The following is a 19209-nucleotide window of genomic DNA, read 5'->3' as shown; positions in this document are numbered from 1 at the left end:
CCAGCCGATGCGGGCGTAACTGCCGAAACCGGTCCGTCAATCCTCTTTCTTCTTGGGTTGTGGCACCGGAACCACCGCCAGCACCGCCTCCTCGACGCGCTCTCGCGCCGCGCGGGTATCGGCCTCACCGAAGTCGAGGCAGAACGCGTCGACCACCGAGGAACCCAAGGTGGCGACCTTCGCCCACCGGATGTCGGCTCCACTGTGTTCGAGTGCTGCGGCCAGTCGGCAGAGCAGGCCGACGCGGTCCTCGGTACGCAATTCGAGGATCGCCTGACCGTCACCGGGCGCGTCGAACCAGATGACCCGCGGTGGCGCCTGCGCATAGAGCACCGGAACCGCGGAATCCTTGTTGGTCTGGATCGGGTCGTCCCACTGCTCTGCCCGTGCCTCCTCGTCCTTCGCGTCGAGAAGTTCGAGCAAATTCAGTTCACCGGCCGAAGCCCGGATCAATTCCTGCCGGAGCAGCACCGCCTGCGGGGGTGTGCCGAACCTCGGCGTCACGACAAACGAGTTGACCGCCGAACCTGCATGCGACCCCAGCGATGCGGAATGCACCCGCAAGGACTGCAGCGCCAGAACTCCGGCAGCCCGAGACAGCAGCCCGGGAGCGTCGGGCGCGATGACGGTCACGACGTAGGTGTGCGCATTCTCGGCCGGAACGAGCGAGACGTGAACCCCGCCCTCCTCGGCGATGGCCAATTGCTCGGGAGCGAGTGGATCGGGTTGCGGGAGCTCCTCCCCTGCCATCAGCAAACGACAACGACGCACCAGCTCGCCGATCAACGACGACTTCCAGTCGCCCCAGACACCAGGCCCGGTGGCCAGCGAATCCGCTTCCGCCAACGAATGCAGGAGATCGAGAAGGGTCCCGTCTCCCTCGAGTGCGTCGACCACTCGCTGCACCGTTGCCGGATCGTCGAGGTCGCGACGGGTGGCGGTTTCCGGCAACAGCAAGTGGTAGCGCACCATCGCCGTCAACGTCGCGACGTCGGAAGGCCAGAGTCCCAAGCGATTTCCGATCGCGGTGGCCAATTCGGCACCGACGACGCTGTGGTCTCCCCCTCGCCCCTTCCCGATGTCGTGGATCAACGCACCGAGCATGAGCAGATCCGGCCGAGCGACGCGAGTGGTGAATCCGCTTGCATACGCGGCGGTTTCGACCAGGTGCCGATCCACCGTCCACGTGTGGACGGCGTCGCGCGGCGGAAGATCGCGAATGGTCCCCCACTCCGGCAGGAGTCGACCCCAGAGCCCGGTCCGGTCCATCGCCTCGATCACCGGAACCGCACGCGATCCCGAACCCAGCACGACCAAGAGATCGTTGACTGCATTTTTCGGCCACGGCTCACGCAATTCGGGGGCATTGTCGGCCAGGCGATTGAGCGTCGACGCGGAGATCGGCATGCCGTTGGTGGCCGCCGCTGCCGCGACCCGCATCACCAGACCGGGATCCTTCTTCGGTCTCGCATCGCGCGCCAGAACTACTTCGCCGGCATGCTCGACGACGCCCTCGTCCAGTGGCCGTCGCACCGGCGCGCGACGCAGCCGCGACAAACCACGCCGGGGCAAGGAGTTTCCGGCGGTACGGATACCGACGTCGACCGAATAGCTGATGGTGCGCGCCGATTCGCTGAGAAGTCGCGCCAGATCGAAGCGATCACCGATCCGTAGCGCCGCACCGATCTCGTCGGCGTCCTGTGCTCGCAGTTGGTCGCGGGCGCGACCGGCAACGCGGTGAAGTTCGGTGCGCACGTCGAGCAACCGCCTGTGCGCAAGTGCCAGACCGCCGCCGGGCGAGTTGGGTCCCAGCCCCGGCATCCCGTCGGTCAATTGCGCGATGGACAGGGCGTTGAGCAGTTGGACGTCTCGCAGCCCGCCACGACCGCTCTTGAGATCCGGTTCGGCGCGATGGGCGATCTCGCCGCTGCGCTCCCACCTCGTACGGGTCTGGGTGATCAATTCGTCGAATCGGCTGCGGATGTCCATGCGCCACTGTCGTCGGACACCACTGATCAACAAGTTGCTCAGCTCCACGTCGCCCGCAATGTGGCGTGCTTCGAGCATTCCGAGTGCTGCCGTCATGTCGGTGGCCGCAACCTGAAGCGCCTGCGGAAGCGTCCGCACGCTGTGGTCGAGTTTGATGTGCGCGTCCCACAGCGGGTACCACAGGCTGTCCGCAACCTGGGCCACGACCGCCGGGTCCATGTCGTCATGCAGCAGAATCAGATCGAGATCGGAATACGGCAGCAGTTCGCGTCGGCCGAGACCACCCACGGCGACGATGGCAAACCCACAATCCGGTTTGATGCCCAGTTCGGTCCCCTTGGTGGTCAACCAGAATTCGTGCAGATCGACCAGTGCATGTCGCAGCGCGGGGGCGTCGAGCCTCCTGTTCTTGACGCCTCCGGTGAGTAGGGCCTTGCGTGCGCGGGCCAGGTCCGCAGCTTCGTCGGATCCCCCTGACGAGACCGGCCCTGGCCCCGTCGCTTTCGCGACGGAACCAGGGCCGAAGTTCTCGGACCCTTTCGGGTCAGAGTGCATCGCCACCGCGTTCCCCGGTGCGAACCCGGATGACCGACTCGACTGGCGAAACCCACACCTTGCCGTCACCGATCTTGCCGGTTCGAGCGGCCTCGACGATCACCTCGACCACCTTGTCCACGGCCGCGTCGTCGACGACGACCTCGACCCGGACCTTGGGTACGAAGTCCACGGAGTACTCCGCGCCTCGGTACACCTCGGTGTGGCCCTTCTGTCGGCCGTAGCCCTGAACTTCGCTGACTGTCATACCCAGCACTCCGGCCTGCTCGAGTCCGGTCTTGACGTCCTCGAGCGTGAACGGCTTGACGATTGCTGTGATCAGCTTCATGTGCTCATCCCTTTCCAAACTCTGAAGTGCCTGAATTCACTTTAATCACGTGCTGATCACGCGAGGTCGTATGCGGTCTCTGCGTGTTCGGTCTCATCGATGCCGCGTGCCTCGTCCTCGGCCGAGATTCGCCAGCCCAGGGGCTTGAGTGCGAAGCCGATGATCGTCGTCAGAACGCCGGTGAAGACGAGGGCTGCGAGTGCGATCACGATCTGAACCACCAGTTGCTTGTAGTCGCCGCCGTAGAAGAGTCCGGTTGCGGTGCCGAAGAATCCGATACCGATCGTGCCCCACAGGCCGGAGACAAGGTGAACACCGACGACGTCGAGCGAGTCGTCGAAGCCGAAGCGGAACTTCAGGCCTACTGCGAGAGCGGACAGGATGCCGGCAACAGCGCCGAGGAAGATGGAACCGACCGGGTTGAGCGCACCGGCAGCAGGGGTGATGGCGACCAGACCGGCGACCGCACCGGACGCTGCGCCGAGGCTGGTGGCGTGGCCGTCACGAATACGCTCGGTAGCGAGCCAGGCCAGGACTGCGGCACACGTCGCGGTGGTCGTGTTGACCCAGGCGAGACCGGCGTTACCGTCGGCGGCGAATGCCGAGCCGGCGTTGAAGCCGAACCAACCGAACCAGAGGAGTGCGGCGCCGAGCATCACGAAGGGCAGGTTGTGCGGACGGAAGGCGGTCTTGCCGAAGCCGAGACGCTTGCCGACTATGAGTGCGAGGACCAGACCGGCCATACCCGCGTTGATGTGAACGACTGTGCCACCGGCGAAGTCGATCGGAGCGACGTTGGCGACGGTGACTCCGTCGTCGTTGACCGTGGTGCCGAAGAGCTTTGCCGCGATGCCGTCCTCGGAACCCGAGAGGAGTCCGCCGCCCCACACCATGTGTGCGAGCGGGAAGTAGACGACGGTGACCCAGATACCCGAGAACAGGAGCCAGGTGCCGAACTTGACCCGCTCGGCCAGGGCACCACTGATGAGGGCGGTGGTGATGATCGCGAATGTCACCTGGAACGCGATGTCGATGACGTTGGGGTAGCCCCAGGCGCCGGCGATGAAGTTGCCGTCAGCATCGGTGATGCTGTTCTTGAGGCCGAAGAACTCGAACGGGTTGGCAAAAATGCCCCCGATGTTCTCGGTGCCGTAGGACATCGACCATCCCCACAGAACGTAGATGACGCCGATGACGGCCATGGCCCCGAAGGACATCATCATCATGTTCAGGACGGACTTGGACCGAGACATCCCGCCGTAGAAGAAAGCGAGGCCGGGTGTCATCAGCAAGACCAGAGATGCAGCCATCAGCATCCATGCGGCGTTACCGGAGTTCGCCAACAAATCGTCGGTACTCACTTACTACCTCCTAGTCGCACGTGCCGGGCAGCACGTCGTTAAGGAGAAGAGTGCTGGGCTGGTGTTTCGTCCATGGCGCTGTCGCGTTTCGCAGACGTGAACCAATTGCCCAACTTTGTTGCAAACAGGTTTCGCCAGGGGGTTCTACCGACCCTGTGCGCCTTTTCGGTAGTTCGCGCTACCAAAAAGGCGCACGGGGGCGTCAGCCCAGGAGGGCGTCGACGAACGCACCCGGCTCGAACGGCGCCAGGTCGTCGGCACCTTCACCGAGGCCGACCAACTTCACCGGCACACCCAGTTCATGCTGAACCTGGAAGACGATTCCGCCCTTGGCGGTTCCGTCCAGCTTGGTCAGTACGACGCCGGTGATGTCCACGACCTCCGCGAACACTCGAGCCTGCGCCAATCCGTTCTGGCCGACCGTCGCATCGAGAACCAGCAGAACGTCGTCGACCGAGGCCTTCTTCTCGATAACCCGCTTGACCTTGCCGAGCTCGTCCATCAGACCGGTCTTGGTGTGCAGACGGCCGGCGGTGTCGATCAGGACCACGTCGACGCCGTCCGCGATGCCCCGTGAGACCGCGTCGAAGGCAATCGCAGCGGGATCGCCACCCTCCTTGCCACGAACAACTTCAGCGCCGACACGCTCGGCCCACGTCTGGAGCTGATCGGCGGCGGCGGCGCGGAACGTGTCCGCGGCACCGAGCACGACGCGACGACCGTCGGCGACGAGCACGCGAGCCAGCTTGCCGGTGGTCGTTGTCTTGCCGGTCCCGTTGACGCCGACGACGAGCAGAACAGCCGGGTGATCATCGTGCGGCAATGCGCGGATGGAGCGGTCCAGTTCGGGACGCAGTTCGGCGATCAACACCTCGCGCAGAAGGGCGCGGGCGGCAGCCTCGGTCCGGACGCTGCGGGCCGCCATCTGCTCACGAAGCTTCGTGACGACTTTTTCCGTGGTCGCGGAGCCGAGGTCTGCGATGAGGAGGGTGTCCTCGACTTCTTCCCACGAGTCCTCGTCCAGATCGCCGCCACCGAGCAGACCCAGCAAGCTCTTGCCGACTGCTGACTGCGAGCGGGAAAGGCGCCCGCGCAGTCGGTCCAACCGACCCTCGGTCGGGTCGATCTCGTCCAGCACGCGCGGTGCAGGCTCGACGGGTTCGGGAACGACGACAGGTTCGGGAACGACAGGTTCTTCGACAACAGGTTCTGCTACCGCTGGTTCTTCTACGACCGGCTTTTCGATTACCGGCTCTTCGACAACCGGTTCCTCGACAACAGCGGGTTCTTCGACAACCGGCTCCTCGACAACGGCCGGCTTCTCCGCAACCGGTTCTTCGACGATCGGTTTTTCGACGACAGGTTCTTCGACGACGGGCGGCTTCTCGGCGACCGGCGGTGTCGGAACCACCGGAGGTGGCGCCGTTGCCGTCGACCCCTGACTGAAGTTGAACCCGCCACCGGCCTTGTAGCCGCCTGACTTGTCCTTCTCGGGGGCGCCGAGCTCCGGCTTCGTCTCGGGCGCCTTCAGCGATACCTGCCCCTTGCGGTAGCGCAGGAATCCGGCAACGAGAACGACGAGTAGTACGGCCGCTACAGCCGCGATGATGATCCAAGCCTGGGTAGTCACCGGCCCATTGTTTCAGGCTCCGACCCGGAAAGTGAGCAGGGCTTACGTCGAGGCCATGTCTTGACCGCGAAGTCGCTGCGAAATCACGGTGGTGATGCCGTCGCCGCGCATGCTGACGCCGTACAACGCATCGGCGATTTCCATCGTCGGTTTCTGGTGAGTGATCACGATCAACTGCGACTTCTCCCGCAATTGTTCGAAGAGTCCGATCAGCCGCCGCAGGTTGGTGTCGTCCAACGCCGCCTCGACTTCGTCCATCACGTAGAACGGGGACGGGCGTGCCCGGAAGATCGCGACCAGCATGGCCACCGCGGTCAACGACTTCTCGCCGCCCGACAGCAACGACAACCGTTTGACCTTCTTACCGGGCGGACGCGCCTCGACTTCGATGCCGGTGGTGAGCATGTCCGAGGGATCGGTGAGGACCAGCCGCCCTTCTCCCCCGGGAAACAATTTCTCGAACACTCCCACGAACTCACGCTCGACGTCGGCATAGGCCTCGGTGAACACCTGCAGAATTCGTGCGTCGACGTCTGCGACCACAGCAAGAAGGTCCTTGCGTGCGGTCTTGACGTCCTCGAGCTGAGTGGAGAGGAAGGTGTACCGCTCCTCGAGAGCTGCGAATTCTTCGAGCGCCAGCGGATTGACCTTGCCGAGGGTGGCGAGGTCCTTCTCGGCCCGCTTGGCGCGCCGTTCCTGAGTCGCGCGGTCGTACGGAAGCGGAGCGGGGGCGGTGACCTGCTCCCCACGCTCCTTGGCCTGCTCGTACTCCTCGATTTCGAGAGCGGTCGGCGGCAGTTCGACCTCGGGCCCGTACTCGGCGATCAGATCGTCGAGGCCGATACCGTACTGATCGAGGATCGACTCCTCGAGTTGTTCGATGCGCAGCGCTGCCTGTGCCTTCGCTACCTCGTCGCGGTGGACGGCGTCGGTGAGCGAAGCGAGTTGTCCAGTCAGTGCTCGGACTATCTCGCGGACCTGATCCAGCTTGGCCGTGCACTCGGTGCGGGCCCGAGCCAACTCGTCGCGGTGAGCAAGAGCCGCGGCGACGACGGTCTCGAGTTCGGCCGCCACGCGCTGTCCCGACTCGGCGACGGCAGCTGCAACTTCCGCAGCGTGCGCTCTGGCGCGCAGAGCCCGCTCGGCGCGAATCCGCGCTTCTCGTTCCGCGGCGGCCGCACGCCGAAGCGAATCGGCCTTTCCGCGTACGGATTCCGCACGCTCTTCGGCGGTGCGGACGGCAAGGCGAGCATCCATTTCGACGATGCGCACTTCGGCGAGCGCTGCTGCGGCCATTTCACGATCGGCAGCGGTCGATTCCGCGCCGTGTCCCGGCGCACTGCCGTCGGTTTCGGCGACGCGCAGACGTTCCTCCAGATCCGCGAGCTTTGTCAGCGACTCCCCGCGGCCCTCCTCGGCACGCACTCGCTGGGCGGTCAACCGCTCGGATTCCGCGTGGGCGACTCGTGCTGCCTGCCCCAATCTGCCCAACTGCTCGTAGATGGCGGACATGGCGGCGTCCGACTCGTTGAGCGCTGCCAAAGTTTGCTCCGCGGTCTCGCGTCGAGCGGCTTGTTCGGCCAGAGCGCCGGACAGCGCAGCGTCGAGTTCCTCGGATCGGCTCTCCGTTGCCGCCAGTTCCGCTGCTGACGCGTCGATCGCCGCCTGCACCTCGAGCGTGCTCGGTTGCCGATCCGAGCCACCGATCATCCACCCCGAACCGTGCAGATCGCCAGAACGCGTCACTGCGCGAATTCCCTTGTGGTCAGCAACAACTCGAATCGCGTCATCGAGAGTCTCGACCAGGACGACGCCATCGAGGATGGCGGTCAATCCGGCACGCAACTCGTCAGGGCAGTCGATGACGTCGACGGCCGGACGACTACCCGGCGCGATCTCGGCCTCGCGCTTGATCGCCGGTTCACCGCTCACGATCAGTGATGCACGCCCACCGTCCTGATCGGCCAGTGCTGTGACAGCCGAGCGAGCCGAGTCCAGCGAATGCGCAACGACGGCGTCTGCTGCCGGCCCCATCGCGGCGGCGATCGCGGCCTCGTAGCCGGGTTCGACGTGAATCAATCCGACCAGCGAGGTGATGCCGTCGTCGCCGCGGTGTTCGAGCAGCCAGCCGCCACCGTCCTTGCGCTGCAAACCCATCGACAGTGCCTCGATGCGCGCCCGGAGCGAAGCGATGCGTTGCCCGCTCGTCTTTTCTTCCTCACGAAGCTCTTCGACGCGCGCGTCGATCATCTCGAGAGCCTCGATGGCGCGTTCGTGATTGGTATCGAGGCCGACTTCACCGGCGTCGAGGTCCCCGATGCTTTCTTGCACCGTGTCGAACTCGGCCTGTGCGGCATCGCCACGCAGACGAGCCTCGTCGATCGCCTCGGTCAGCCGAGACACTTCCGCGTCGACGGATTCGACGCGGGTACGCAGAGTGTCGACCTGACCGGAGAGTCGAGCGAGACCTTCACGGCGGTCGGCGACGGCACGAACTTCCGCCATGTGCGCCCGTTCCGCTTCTGCTGCAGCATCTTCGGTGGCTGCGAGCTGGTCCCGAGCAGCTTCCGACGCCGCTCGCGCGATTTCGACGCCTTCGAGGAGTTCGGCCTCCTCGGCAGCAAGACGTTCGGCGCGCGCCTCCATCTCGTCCGGGTCCTGGCCGCGGTTGCCGACGGGTTCGGAGTCGAGATGACGCGCACGCTCGCGGGCGATGCGCACAGTGGCGTTCACGCGTTCGGCAAGCGCGGAAAGCTGGAACCAACTCTGTGCAGCCGCTTCCGATCCCGGAGTCAGACGAGCGAGAGCTTGCTCCTGGCGCCCGAGTTCGAGGTTGGCCTCGTCGAGCGCAGCGGCCACCTGGTTGTGCTGTTCACGGGCCGCTTTCTCGTCCTGCGCCTGGTCGTTCAACTGGTTTCGACGGGTCACCAGATCGTCAGCGGCCAGACGCATCTTTGCATCACGCAGGTCAGCCTGGACCGTCTGTGCTCGCCGAGCAACCTCGGCTTGGCGTCCCAGCGGTTTGAGTTGCCGACGCAGTTCCGCGGTGAGGTCACTGAGGCGAGCGAGATTGGCCTGCATGGAATCGAGTTTGCGCACCGCTTTTTCCTTGCGGCGGCGATGTTTGAGGACTCCCGCGGCTTCTTCGATGAAGGCGCGTCGATCTTCGGGACGGGATTCGAGGATCGCGGCGAGCCGTCCCTGCCCGACGATGACATGCATTTCGCGGCCGATGCCGGAGTCGCTGAGCAGTTCCTGGACGTCCATCAGACGGCAGGACGAGCCGTTGATCTCGTACTCCCCCGCGCCGTCGCGGAACATCCGGCGCGTGATCGACACCTCGGAGTACTCGATCGGGAGCGCCCCGTCGGCGTTGTCGATGGTCAAGGTCACCTCGGCGCGGCCCAGCGGCGCGCGGCCGGAGGTGCCGGCAAAGATGACATCTTCCATCTTGCCGCCGCGCAGGGCCTTGGCGCCCTGCTCGCCCATCACCCAGGTCAACGCATCGACGACGTTGGATTTACCCGAGCCGTTCGGGCCGACCACACAGGTAATTCCCGGCTCGAACCGAAGAGTCGTTGCCGACGCAAAGGATTTGAATCCCTTGAGTGTCAGACTCTTGAGGTGCATGGGGGGAAACTTTACCGCCAAACAGGTCAGCGTTCGACGAACCCTGTCAGGTCGCCCCTGGCGGTGTCCCAGCTGTCGACCACGAGATCCACCGAGCCTGGGGTAGTACCCGAGCGCAGCAGCTCCACCAATCGCTCCAGCTGCGTGCGTTCGCCCTCCGCCACGACGAGCACTCGACCGTCACGCTGATTGGACGCATATCCGATCAATCCGAGTTCGAGTGCGCGGGCCCTGGTCCACCACCGGAACCCGACGCCTTGAACGTATCCGTGAACCCACGCCGTCAACCGCACAGGCGCTGCTTCAGCCATGGCGCTCAGCCCGCCACACGTTCGAGACGGTGAACGTCACCCAGGAATCCGGTGGTGTAGAGCGCGTTGGGATCCCAGCCCGGTCCGGCGCCGAACTTGACCGCAGATGTGAACGGCAGACCCGAGGCGATCTCACACGAAGATCCCGAATCCGGATCGACGCGAACAACTTTGCCGCCTGCATTGAATGCGACGTACAACGCGCCGTCCGGTCCGACGGTCAGATCGTCCGCCATGTTTGCCGGACCGAACCCGGGGAGCGTGATCGTTCGCACCGGCCCGCCCAGATCGTTTGCGTCGAGGATGTGGACGGCGGTGACCATGTCGAAGGTCGTGCTCACGTAGATCGTCGAACCGGAGCGTGCGAGGCCGTCGATGGTGCCGAGGTCTTCACGAACGATCGAACTGCTTCCGTCACTGTTGACGACCGTGAGCCCCGGCCTGGTGAGTGTGCGGGCAGTGAGGAAACGGTTATCGTCCAGCTGCACAAGCCCGTTCGGCATCACCAGACCGTCGGCGATCGTTGTCACCGACCCGTCTGCGACGTCGACCTTGCGGAGGCTGCCGTCGGCGATTCCGAACAGTCCCGAGACAGTCGAGTTGCCCGTGGTGAAGTACACGGATCCCTCACGCGCGACCAGACCGCCAGGTCCGGTGACGTCACCGACCAAAGTTGTCCGTGTTCCGTCCGGCGCCACTTTCAGCAGTGCACCCGGCCCGATCAGAGCCGACTGCGACAACACCATCGATCCGCTGCCGTCGAATTCGAGATTCTCGAGCATTCCGGCACCAGTCGCCACGACGCTCGACGTCCATGTGCCGCAACTACCGGCCGAGCGGTCGGCCGGGACCGAGGCCTGCGCCGGAGCACTCAGCGCCACAACGGAACCCAGTGCGATCGCAGCGACAACGCTGCCGGCGCGGAACATCAGGCTTCCGTGTCGAACGACAGAGTGACCTTCGTTCCGGCCTTGAGCGTGCGCCCGACCGTGCATACCTTGTCCACGGAACGCTCGACGAGAGTGATGAGGCGCTGCTGTGCCTCGGCATCCAACTCGCTGAGATCGAGCTCGAGGACCTCGTCGAGCTGCGGGTAGACCTCGTTTTCACGATCGGCGGCTCCGGACACTCGGACCGTCGCGTCGTAGTTGTCACCGAGCCGGCGCGAGATCGGGAAGTCGGAGCTCATCCCGGTGCATGCGGCCAGTGCAATTTTGAGGAGTTCGCCGGGCGTGAAGACTCCTGGCACCGATTCGGAGCCGATGAGAACCTCTGCGCCGCGCGAACTCTTGCCGGTGTAGAGGCGGGTTCCGGTTCGTTCGACCCAAAGCTCCGTGTGAGCCGGGGCGGTTGCAGTGGTGTCGGGAGTCTGTTCAGCCATGACGCAATCTTGCCACTCCGCCGAACCGAAGGGGTGGGAGACCTAGGCGATTCGCCGTGCCCTCGGGGTCGGCTGGCACCGCGGGCAACTGAACGACGATCGATTCATGAACTTCTCACGCTTGATCGGCGCGCCGCATCGTGGGCACGGGAGGTTTTCCTGCCCGTACGCCGACAGCGACCGGTCGAAGTAGCCCGATTCTCCGTTGACGTTCACGTACAGCGCGTCGAAGGACGTACCGCCCTGATCGAGCGCTTCACCCATCACCGAGTGTGCCGCGGTCAACAGTTCTCGAAGTTTGGGCCTGGTAAGCGTTTCGGCGATTCGGTTGCCGTGAATCTTGGCGCGCCACAATGATTCGTCGGCGTAGATGTTTCCGATTCCGGAGACCACCGTCTGGTCGAGAATCGCGCGCTTGATCTCGGTGTGCTTGCCCCGCAGGACTTTCACGACGGATTCGAGATCGAACGCCGCATCCATGGGATCGCGGGCGATGTGCGCCACCGACTCGGGCAGCATCGTTCCGTCGACCTCGACGAGGGGTGAAATCGACCAACCACCGAAGGTCCGCTGATCGACGAATCGAAGATCGGCCCCGGAATCGAGGGCCAACCGAATGCGTAGGTGCTTTTCCCAGTCGACTGTCGGGGGTTGGACCAGCATCTGTCCGCTCATCCCGAGATGAACCACCAGTCCGACACCGGCAGGCTCGAGAACCAGCCACAGGTACTTGCCGCGACGCTCTGCCGAAGCGATGGTCTGCCCGGTGAGTTGGCCGATCAAGTCCTCGGAACCGAGAATGTGGCGCCTGATCGCGCGGGGATGGAGTACCTCGACGGCCTCGATCGCCGCACCTACAGCATGAGACTGTAGGCCGCGGCGAACGACTTCGACTTCGGGAAGCTCAGGCAAGAGTGAACTCAGCCGGCAAGATCAGGCGTGTCGTCAGCAGCGACTGCGGTAGCAGCGGCATTCTCCGACATCGTCTTCCATGCCGAACTTGCTGCCTTCTGCTCGGCTTCCTTCTTGGAACGACCGACACCGACACCCAAGGGTTTGCCACTGATGAGAACGGTGGCCGTGAATTCCTTGTCGTGATCGGGTCCTGTGGCGGTGATCTCGTAAACGGGAACTCCGGCACCGTGTTCTGCGGTCAGTTCCTGCAGACTCGTCTTCCAATCCAGACCCGCGCCCAGAAGCGGTGCGCGAGTGAGTAGATCGTCGAACAGATCGAGGACGACGCGTCGCGCAGTCTCGATGCCGTGCTGCAGGTGGATGGCGCCGAGAATCGACTCCATACCGTCGGCGAGAATGGACGGCTTGTCACGGCCGCCCGTCATTTCCTCGCCCTTACCCAGCAGCAGGTGTGCTCCGAGTCCACCTTCACCCAGAGTCCTGGCAACCTCGGCGAGTGCATGCATGTTGACCACGCTGGCACGGATCTTCGCCAGATCACCTTCGGATTTGTCCGGGTGGGACAGGTAGAGATTTTCGGTCACCGTGACGCCGAGAACGGAATCCCCGAGGAACTCGAGGCGCTCGTTCGTGGGCAGTCCGCCGTTCTCGTACGCGTACGAGCGGTGCGTGAGAGCCAGGGTCAGAAGACCGGGCTCTATATCTACGCCGACAGCGGCGAGGAGCTTGTCGTGATTGCCCTCGCCGCCGGCGGCTGAAACTGTATTTTCGCTCGTCATAGTCTTTCTCCGGGGAGAACTAGACAGCAGCGGTTACCTGGCGGCCCTTGTAAGTACCGCATGACGGGCATGCGATGTGGGGAAGGGTCTGCTCGCCACAGCCACGGTTGGGGCAGGTAACGAGGGTGGGCACAGTGGTCTTCCACTGGCTACGACGCGACCGCGTGTTGGATCGCGACATTTTGCGCTTGGGGACAGCCACTTCTACTTCTCCTCGGCTTCGGTGATCACAAGATTTTCGCTGGTGTTTGATTCCACGCCAAATTTGGCCGCGAGACCAGCCCAGCGAGGATCAAGTATGTCATGCCCATGCCCAGATTCCGCAATCGCCAGGCGAATGCCACATTCTGAGCACAATCCCAGGCAATCGTCACTGCACAGAGGCTGGAGCGGAAGCGCCAGCCCGACTGCATCGACGATGACCGGTTCGAGGTCGATTTCGTCGTCTTCGACCGCGTAGACCTCTCCCTCTTCCGTCGTCTCCTCGGTGGTGCTGTCCGGGTAAGCGAACAACTCCGTGAGATAGATGTCCACGGTGTCGGTGAAAGGTTCAAGGCACCGCGAGCATTCACCCTTGGTGGGTGCGTGCACGTTTCCGGTGACGAGAACGCCTTCGGACACTGCTTCGAGACGAAGATCGAGATCTATGTCCGCGCCCGCTTCGATCGCGATCAGATCGAGACCGATACGGTTCGGGGACTGAATTGTTCTCTCGACGGTACGCATCGACCCTGGACGACGACCGAGCTTGACCGTGTCCAGCAAAAATCCCGCATCACTTGACTGATGCGACGAACTACGACGATGCGTTGACAAAGAGAACTCACCTAACTGTTGAAACTGGTATGGGCAACCACTCCACAATACGGCAGCTACAAGGCAAATCCCAATTCGATCCACGAAAAAGTGGGCCGCCCCATATCGGACGACCCACCCTCGACTGACTTGTCTGCTCTATCGGCGCCGCTCGGAACGACGATCGTCGTCCTGGTAGTCGGGAACCCCCGAACCCGTTCGAAGCTGTTGACGACCACGCCCGACCGATCGAACCGTTCCGGTGAGGAACTCTTCGAACTCGGCCAACTTGGTGTCCACGTACAGGTCACACTCTGAACGCATCCTGTCGGACTCGGCATGAGCGGCGTCGATCACTCGCGCGGATTCCGCGTGAGCTGACTGGACAACCTCGGTCTGCGACACCAGACGAGCCTGCTCCGCCGTTCCCTCCGCCACCGAATGTTCGTACGAGGCCTGGCCGGACTCGATCATCCGATCGGCCTCGGCACGCGCCCGTCCGGTGACGGCCTCGTACTCACGACGGCCGTCGGTGACGGTCCGTTCCGCTTCTGCTTCGGCGTCCTCGACCAACTGATCGGCGTGCGCACGCGCTTCGGCAACCATGCGATCGGCCTGAGCCTTGGCATCGGACAGAATCCGGTCGGCGTCGTCGCGTGCGTTCTCCACAGTCGAGGTTGCCTCGGCATTGGCGCTGCTGACCGTCTTCTCGGCGTTTGCTCGCGCGTCACCGACCAATTTGTCGCGATGATCGAGGACGTCCTGAGCGTCGTCCAGCTCGCTCGGAATTGCGTCCCGGACGTCGTCGAGTAGCTCGAGTACGTCACCGCGAGGCACAACACACCCTGCGGTCATGGGAACACCGCGCGCCTCTTCGACAATTGCGACCAGTTCGTCCAGTGCCTCGAATACGCGGTACACAAGCAACCCCAATCTCTACCGGCCGAAATCGGCCCACATCGTCACCGGTCCACTCGGACCTGTGCCCGTTCCTGTCCAAGTTTGCCGGAAGAACGGCCAACGGGGTGTCGTCGTGGTCGGTGTGTCGGGGATCAGCTGTTTTCGGCTGCTCGCTCGGCGATACGTGCGAGTAGCCGAGAATGCACTTTGGCCGGCAACATGTCGGAGACGTCGCCGCCGAAAGTCGCGACTTCCTTCACCAGAGAACTCGACAGGTAGCTGTACGTCGGATTCGTGGCGACGAACAGTGTGTCGACGCCCGTGAGCTTCTGATTCATCTGAGCCATCTGCAGCTCGTAATCGAAGTCATTCGCGCCGCGCAGACCCTTGACGATCGCGCTGAGACCTTCTTGTTTCGCGTAGTCGACCAACAATCCGTGCCACGACGTGACGCGAACGTTGGGCAGGTGACTCGTCGCGTCTTCGAGCATCTCGATCCGCTCGTCGATCGTGAACATGCCACGCTTGCTCTTGTTGATCAGCACGGTGACCACGACCTCGTCGAATTGCGCAGCAACTCTTCCGATTACGTCGAGGTGACCGTTGGTCACAGGGTCGAAGGATCCGGGGCAGACGGCGCCAGTCATGAGTCCAGACCGTAGCAGGTGGCCAGCTCGATGCGGGCTTCACCGTAGTTCTTGGCCTTGATCGGCTCGTAGCCCTGAGGCCACACGGTCTCCGGCGAGCGCGACGATCGTTCGAGTACCACGATCGTGCCCTCCCCCACCCATTTGTTGGCCTGCAGATCGGTGAGCATGGACACGACGGCCTCGTCGGTCACCGCATACGGTGGGTCCGCGATCACGATGTCGTATTCACGCGCGCTCGGACCCGAGACCACGGCCGCAACCGGAGCGGCGCGAACCGTCGCCCCAGGCAACGCGACAGTGCCGATGTTCGCCTTGATGACGGCAGCAGCCTTGGCATCCGATTCCACGAGAACAACGTGCTCGGCTCCCCGCGAGAGCGCCTCGAGGCCGAGAGCACCCGAACCCGCAAAGAGGTCGAGAACCGCGCACCCTTCGAGATCGATGCGCGCTTCGAGAGCACTGAACAGCGCCTCACGAACCCGATCCGACGTCGGACGGGTGCCGCTCGGCGGGACTCGCAGGCGTCGACCGCCCGCGAGTCCCGAGATGATGCGTGTCACTCTGCGGCGCTCTCCCCCGTCGAGACGACTACCAGCAGGTCTCCGCCCTCGACCTGTTGGACGGCGCTGATCGCGATCCGAGAGACGACGCCGGCGCGCGGCGAGGTGATCGCCGCTTCCATCTTCATTGCTTCGATCGTGGCCACGGTGTCGCCGGCCTCGATCTTCTGGCCTTCCTTCACCGCGAGCGTCACGACACCCGCGAACGGTGCAGCCACGTGGCCCGGGTTGTTCTTGTCGGCCTTCTCCGCCACCGGTACGTCACTGGCAATGGAGCGATCGCGGATCGAGACCGGGCGCAATTGACCGTTCAGGATGCACATGACAGTGCGGTAGCCGCGCTCGTCGGGCTCGGAGATCGCTTCGAGACCGATGATCAGCTCAACGCCGGGAGCCAACTCGACGCGGTGTTCGTCGCCGCGCCGCAAACCGTAGAAGAACTGGTTCGCCGAAAGCCGCGACGTGTCACCGTACTTCTCGCGGTGTTCGAGGAATTCCTTTGTCGGGCCGGGGAACAGCAGACGATTCAGCGTCGCCTGACGGTCCTTCGACGAGCCCTCGAGCAGCACCTCGTCCTCAGCGGACAACGTCGCTTCGGGCTTGGCCTGGCCACGTCCTTCGAGTGCCTTGCTGCGGAACGGTTCCGGCCAACCACCGGGAGGCGTACCGAGTTCACCGCGCAGGAAGCCCACCACGGAGTCGGGAATGTCGAACTTCGCCGGATCTGCGGCAAACTCCTCCGAAGGCACGCCGGCGCCGACAAGGTGGAGGGCGAGGTCGCCGACGACCTTCGACGACGGCGTCACCTTCACGAGATGCCCGAGCATGCGGTCCGCGTCGGCGTACTTGGCTTCGACCTCTTCGAACCGGTCGCCGAGACCGAGAGCAACGGCCTGGGTCCGGAGATTGGAGAGCTGGCCGCCCGGAATCTCGTGCGTGTACACACGTCCCGTCGGCGCCGGCAGTCCGGATTCGAACGGCGCGTACACCTTTCGCAGCGCCTCCCAGTACGGTTCGAGGTCGCACACGTTCTGCAGGTTCAGCCCGGTGTCGAACTCGGAGTGCGCAGCGGCGGCAACGATGGCCGAGAGCGCAGGCTGACTGGTGGTTCCGGCCAGTGCCGCCGAAGCACCGTCGACTGCGTCGGCGCCCGCCTGCCACGCGGCGAAATACGTGGCCAACTGTCCACCGGGGGTGTCATGCGTGTGGACGTGAACCGGAAGATCGAAGTTGCTGCGTAGCGCCGTCACGAGCTTGGTGGCCGCCGGAGCGCGCAGCAGGCCCGCCATGTCCTTGATCGCGAGCACGTGAGCGCCCGCATCGACGATCTCTTCTGCCAACTTCAGGTAGTAGTCGAGCGTGTACAGCGTTTCGTTCGGATCCGACAGATCGCCGGTGTAGCTCAACGCCACCTCGGCGAGAGCCGTTCCGGTCTCACGCACCGCGTCGATGGCAGGGCGCATCTGGTCGACGTTGTTGAGCGCGTCGAAGATTCGGAAGATGTCGATGCCGGTGTCGGTGGCTTCCTGAACGAATGCGCGCGTGACCTTTTCGGGATACGGCGTGTAGCCCACCGTGTTTCGACCGCGAAGAAGCATCTGGAGGCAGATGTTGGGAATCGCCTCGCGCAGTGCGGCAAGCCGGTACCACGGATCCTCGTGCAGGAAGCGAAGTCCCACATCGTAGGTCGCGCCGCCCCAGGCTTCGATCGAGAGCAGTTCCGGCGTCAACCGCGCAACGTGCCCCGCTACTCCGAGCAGTCCGCTGGTTCGAACTCGCGTGGCCAACAACGACTGGTGCGCGTCACGGAAGGTGGTGTCGGTGACGCCGACTGCCTTCTGCTCACGCAGTGCCTTCGCGAAACCTTCGGGTCCGAGTTCGAGGAGGCGCTGACGGCTACCGGCAGGAGGGGGTGTCGAAAGATCGATCTTGGGCAGCTTGTCCTGCGGGTACACCGCCGAGGGACGCTCCCCGTGCGGCTTGTTGACAGTCACATCCGCGAGGTAGGTCAGGATCTTCGTGCCGCGGTCTGCCGAAGAACGCAGAGTCAGCAGCTGAGGACGTTCCTCGATGAAGGAGGTTGTCACGCGTCCCGCCCGGAAGTCCGGGTCGTCGAGAACCGCCTGCAGGAACGGAATGTTGGTCGAGACACCACGAATGCGGAACTCGGTGACCGCGCGGCGAGCTCTCGCCACAGCGGCTTCGAGGTCGCGACCGCGACAAGTGAGTTTGACCAGCATGGAATCGAAGTACGCTCCGACCTCGGCGCCGAGTGTGGCGCCACCGTCCAAGCGGATACCGGCTCCGCCCGGGGTGCGGTACGCGGTGATACGGCCGGTGTCCGGGCGGAATCCGTTTGCCGGATCCTCGGTCGTGATGCGGCACTGCAGCGCCGCGCCGCGAAGCTTGATCGTCTCCTGTGACAGACCAAGTTCTGCAAGCGTCGAACCGGACGCGATCTTGAGCTGCGACTGGACCAGGTCCACGTCCGTCACTTCTTCGGTGACGGTGTGCTCGACCTGAATTCGCGGGTTCATCTCGATGAAGACGTGGTTGCCGCGCTTGTCGAGAAGGAACTCGACGGTGCCCGCGCACGTGTATCCGATCTCCTTCGCGAAGGCGACGGCGTCGGCACAGATCTTGGCGCGCAACTCTTCGGAGAGATTGGGCGCCGGAGCGAGCTCGATCACCTTCTGGTGGCGACGTTGCAGCGAGCAGTCACGCTCGAAGAGGTGGATGACGTTGCCCTGCTCGTCGGCGAGGATCTGCACTTCGATGTGCCGGGGGTCGATGACGGCCTGCTCGAGGAAGACCGTCGAATCGCCGAAGGCCGATTCCGCTTCGCGCGCTGCGGCTTCGATCGATTCCTTGAGTTGTGAGCGCTCCGCAACACGGCGCATTCCGCGCCCACCGCCGCCTGCGACAGCCTTGACGAAGAGCGGGAAGGTCATGTCCTCGGCGGCTGCGAGCAACTCGTCGATGTCCGCTGACGGCTCCGAAGACGCGAGCACCGGGAGACCGGCGGCCTTTGCCGCTGCGATGGCCCGAGCCTTGTTTCCGGTCAACTCGAGGATCTCGGCGGACGGGCCGACGAACTTGATGCCTGCCTCGGCACACGCCGCCGACAAGTCCGGGTTCTCGGAGAGGAAACCGTAACCGGGGTAGATGGCGTCGGCTCCGGCGCTCTTGGCGGCGGCGACGATCTCCTCGACCGAGAGATACGCGCGAACGGGGTGACCCTTCTCCCCGATCTGGTAGCTCTCGTCTGCCTTGAGACGGTGGATCGAATTCCGATCCTCGTACGGGAACACCGCGACGGTTCCGGCACCTAGTTCGTAGGCGGCGCGGAAGGCACGGATCGCAATTTCGCCGCGGTTCGCGACGAGCACTTTGGAGAACATTCGAGAAAACTACCCCGATTTCAT

General features: G+C 64.0%; 16 protein-coding genes. All 16 read right to left on the bottom strand.

Features of this window, described 5'->3' with window-relative positions; genetic code table 11:
- Window positions 1–36: 36 nt before the first annotated feature.
- Entirely contained in the window at window positions 37–2544 is a 2508-nt protein-coding gene (locus M0639_RS11785; RefSeq protein ID WP_003942689.1) for a [protein-PII] uridylyltransferase, read from the bottom strand.
- On the bottom strand, window positions 2534–2872 hold the full coding sequence (locus tag M0639_RS11780) for a P-II family nitrogen regulator (protein ID WP_003942772.1): 339 nt from the start codon (window positions 2870–2872) through the stop codon (window positions 2534–2536). The genes M0639_RS11785 and M0639_RS11780 overlap by 11 nt, the downstream gene beginning before the upstream one ends.
- A 56-nt stretch (window positions 2873–2928) precedes the next feature.
- Window positions 2929–4188 (bottom strand): ammonium transporter, encoded by a 1260-nt coding sequence (locus M0639_RS11775; RefSeq protein WP_042450902.1) that lies wholly within the window; start codon window positions 4186–4188, stop codon window positions 2929–2931.
- A gap of 247 nt (window positions 4189–4435) precedes the next feature.
- Window positions 4436–5863, bottom strand: a complete 1428-nt coding sequence (gene ftsY / locus M0639_RS11770) for a signal recognition particle-docking protein FtsY (RefSeq protein WP_058226331.1) — start codon at window positions 5861–5863, stop codon at window positions 4436–4438.
- A gap of 42 nt (window positions 5864–5905) precedes the next feature.
- The gene (gene smc, locus M0639_RS11765) at window positions 5906–9493 is read right to left on the bottom strand and encodes a chromosome segregation protein SMC (protein ID WP_064073710.1); all 3588 of its coding nucleotides are present in this window, start codon (window positions 9491–9493) and stop codon (window positions 5906–5908) included.
- 26 nt (window positions 9494–9519) lie between these two features.
- Entirely contained in the window at window positions 9520–9804 is a 285-nt protein-coding gene (locus tag M0639_RS11760; protein WP_037130369.1) for an acylphosphatase, read from the bottom strand.
- Between the two features lie 5 nt (window positions 9805–9809).
- On the bottom strand, window positions 9810–10733 hold the full coding sequence (locus M0639_RS11755) for an SMP-30/gluconolactonase/LRE family protein (protein ID WP_064073711.1): 924 nt from the start codon (window positions 10731–10733) through the stop codon (window positions 9810–9812).
- The gene (locus M0639_RS11750) at window positions 10733–11185 is read right to left on the bottom strand and encodes an OsmC family protein (protein ID WP_003942740.1); all 453 of its coding nucleotides are present in this window, start codon (window positions 11183–11185) and stop codon (window positions 10733–10735) included. Before M0639_RS11750 ends, M0639_RS11755 begins: the two co-directional genes overlap by 1 nt.
- A gap of 42 nt (window positions 11186–11227) precedes the next feature.
- Window positions 11228–12097 (bottom strand): bifunctional DNA-formamidopyrimidine glycosylase/DNA-(apurinic or apyrimidinic site) lyase, encoded by an 870-nt coding sequence (gene mutM, locus M0639_RS11745; RefSeq protein ID WP_003942752.1) that lies wholly within the window; start codon window positions 12095–12097, stop codon window positions 11228–11230.
- An 8-nt stretch (window positions 12098–12105) separates the two neighbouring features.
- On the bottom strand, window positions 12106–12879 hold the full coding sequence (rnc, locus tag M0639_RS11740) for a ribonuclease III (protein WP_003942759.1): 774 nt from the start codon (window positions 12877–12879) through the stop codon (window positions 12106–12108).
- A 19-nt stretch (window positions 12880–12898) separates the two neighbouring features.
- Window positions 12899–13081, bottom strand: coding sequence for a 50S ribosomal protein L32 (rpmF, locus tag M0639_RS11735; RefSeq protein ID WP_007729318.1), 183 nt, complete (start codon window positions 13079–13081; stop codon window positions 12899–12901).
- 2 nt (window positions 13082–13083) lie between these two features.
- Complete coding sequence (locus M0639_RS11730) at window positions 13084–13644, bottom strand: YceD family protein (protein ID WP_007729319.1); 561 nt, start codon at window positions 13642–13644, stop codon at window positions 13084–13086.
- 189 nt (window positions 13645–13833) lie between these two features.
- Complete coding sequence (locus tag M0639_RS11725; protein ID WP_003942696.1) at window positions 13834–14595, bottom strand: DivIVA domain-containing protein; 762 nt, start codon at window positions 14593–14595, stop codon at window positions 13834–13836.
- 131 nt (window positions 14596–14726) lie between these two features.
- Window positions 14727–15221 (bottom strand): pantetheine-phosphate adenylyltransferase, encoded by a 495-nt coding sequence (coaD, locus tag M0639_RS11720; protein ID WP_003942776.1) that lies wholly within the window; start codon window positions 15219–15221, stop codon window positions 14727–14729.
- A complete protein-coding gene (gene rsmD / locus M0639_RS11715) occupies window positions 15218–15784 on the bottom strand; it encodes a 16S rRNA (guanine(966)-N(2))-methyltransferase RsmD (protein ID WP_030535425.1) in 567 nt (188 codons plus the stop codon). The genes coaD and rsmD overlap by 4 nt, the downstream gene beginning before the upstream one ends.
- Window positions 15781–19185 carry a pyruvate carboxylase gene (locus M0639_RS11710; RefSeq protein ID WP_003942675.1) on the bottom strand — a complete coding sequence of 1135 codons (3405 nt, stop codon included), beginning with the start codon at window positions 19183–19185 and terminating at the stop codon, window positions 15781–15783. The genes rsmD and M0639_RS11710 overlap by 4 nt, the downstream gene beginning before the upstream one ends.
- Window positions 19186–19209: the final 24 nt, after the last annotated feature.

Source organism: Rhodococcus qingshengii JCM 15477, from assembly GCF_023221595.1.
Classification (GTDB): domain Bacteria; phylum Actinomycetota; class Actinomycetes; order Mycobacteriales; family Mycobacteriaceae; genus Rhodococcus_F; species Rhodococcus_F qingshengii.
The sequence above is the reverse complement of the archived record's forward strand: the minus strand, read 5'-3'. Positions and strand labels throughout refer to the sequence as shown.

Bases quoted from the DNA above. Each gene is read 5' to 3' on its own strand.
- M0639_RS11760 (WP_037130369.1), bottom strand. From the start codon at position 9,804: ATGGCTGAAGCAGCGCCTGTGCGGTTGACGGCGTGGGTTCACGGATAC.
- smc (WP_064073710.1), bottom strand. From the start codon at position 9,493: ATGCACCTCAAGAGTCTGACACTCAAGGGATTCAAATCCTTTGCGTCG.
- M0639_RS11775 (WP_042450902.1), bottom strand. From the start codon at position 4,188: ATGCTGATGGCTGCATCTCTGGTCTTGCTGATGACACCCGGCCTCGCT.
- coaD (WP_003942776.1), bottom strand. From the start codon at position 15,221: ATGACTGGCGCCGTCTGCCCCGGATCCTTCGACCCTGTGACCAACGGT.
- M0639_RS11780 (WP_003942772.1), bottom strand. From the start codon at position 2,872: ATGAAGCTGATCACAGCAATCGTCAAGCCGTTCACGCTCGAGGACGTC.
- rnc (WP_003942759.1), bottom strand. From the start codon at position 12,879: ATGACGAGCGAAAATACAGTTTCAGCCGCCGGCGGCGAGGGCAATCAC.
- M0639_RS11755 (WP_064073711.1), bottom strand. From the start codon at position 10,733: ATGTTCCGCGCCGGCAGCGTTGTCGCTGCGATCGCACTGGGTTCCGTT.
- M0639_RS11785 (WP_003942689.1), bottom strand. From the start codon at position 2,544: ATGCACTCTGACCCGAAAGGGTCCGAGAACTTCGGCCCTGGTTCCGTC.
- M0639_RS11750 (WP_003942740.1), bottom strand. From the start codon at position 11,185: ATGGCTGAACAGACTCCCGACACCACTGCAACCGCCCCGGCTCACACG.
- M0639_RS11710 (WP_003942675.1), bottom strand. From the start codon at position 19,185: ATGTTCTCCAAAGTGCTCGTCGCGAACCGCGGCGAAATTGCGATCCGT.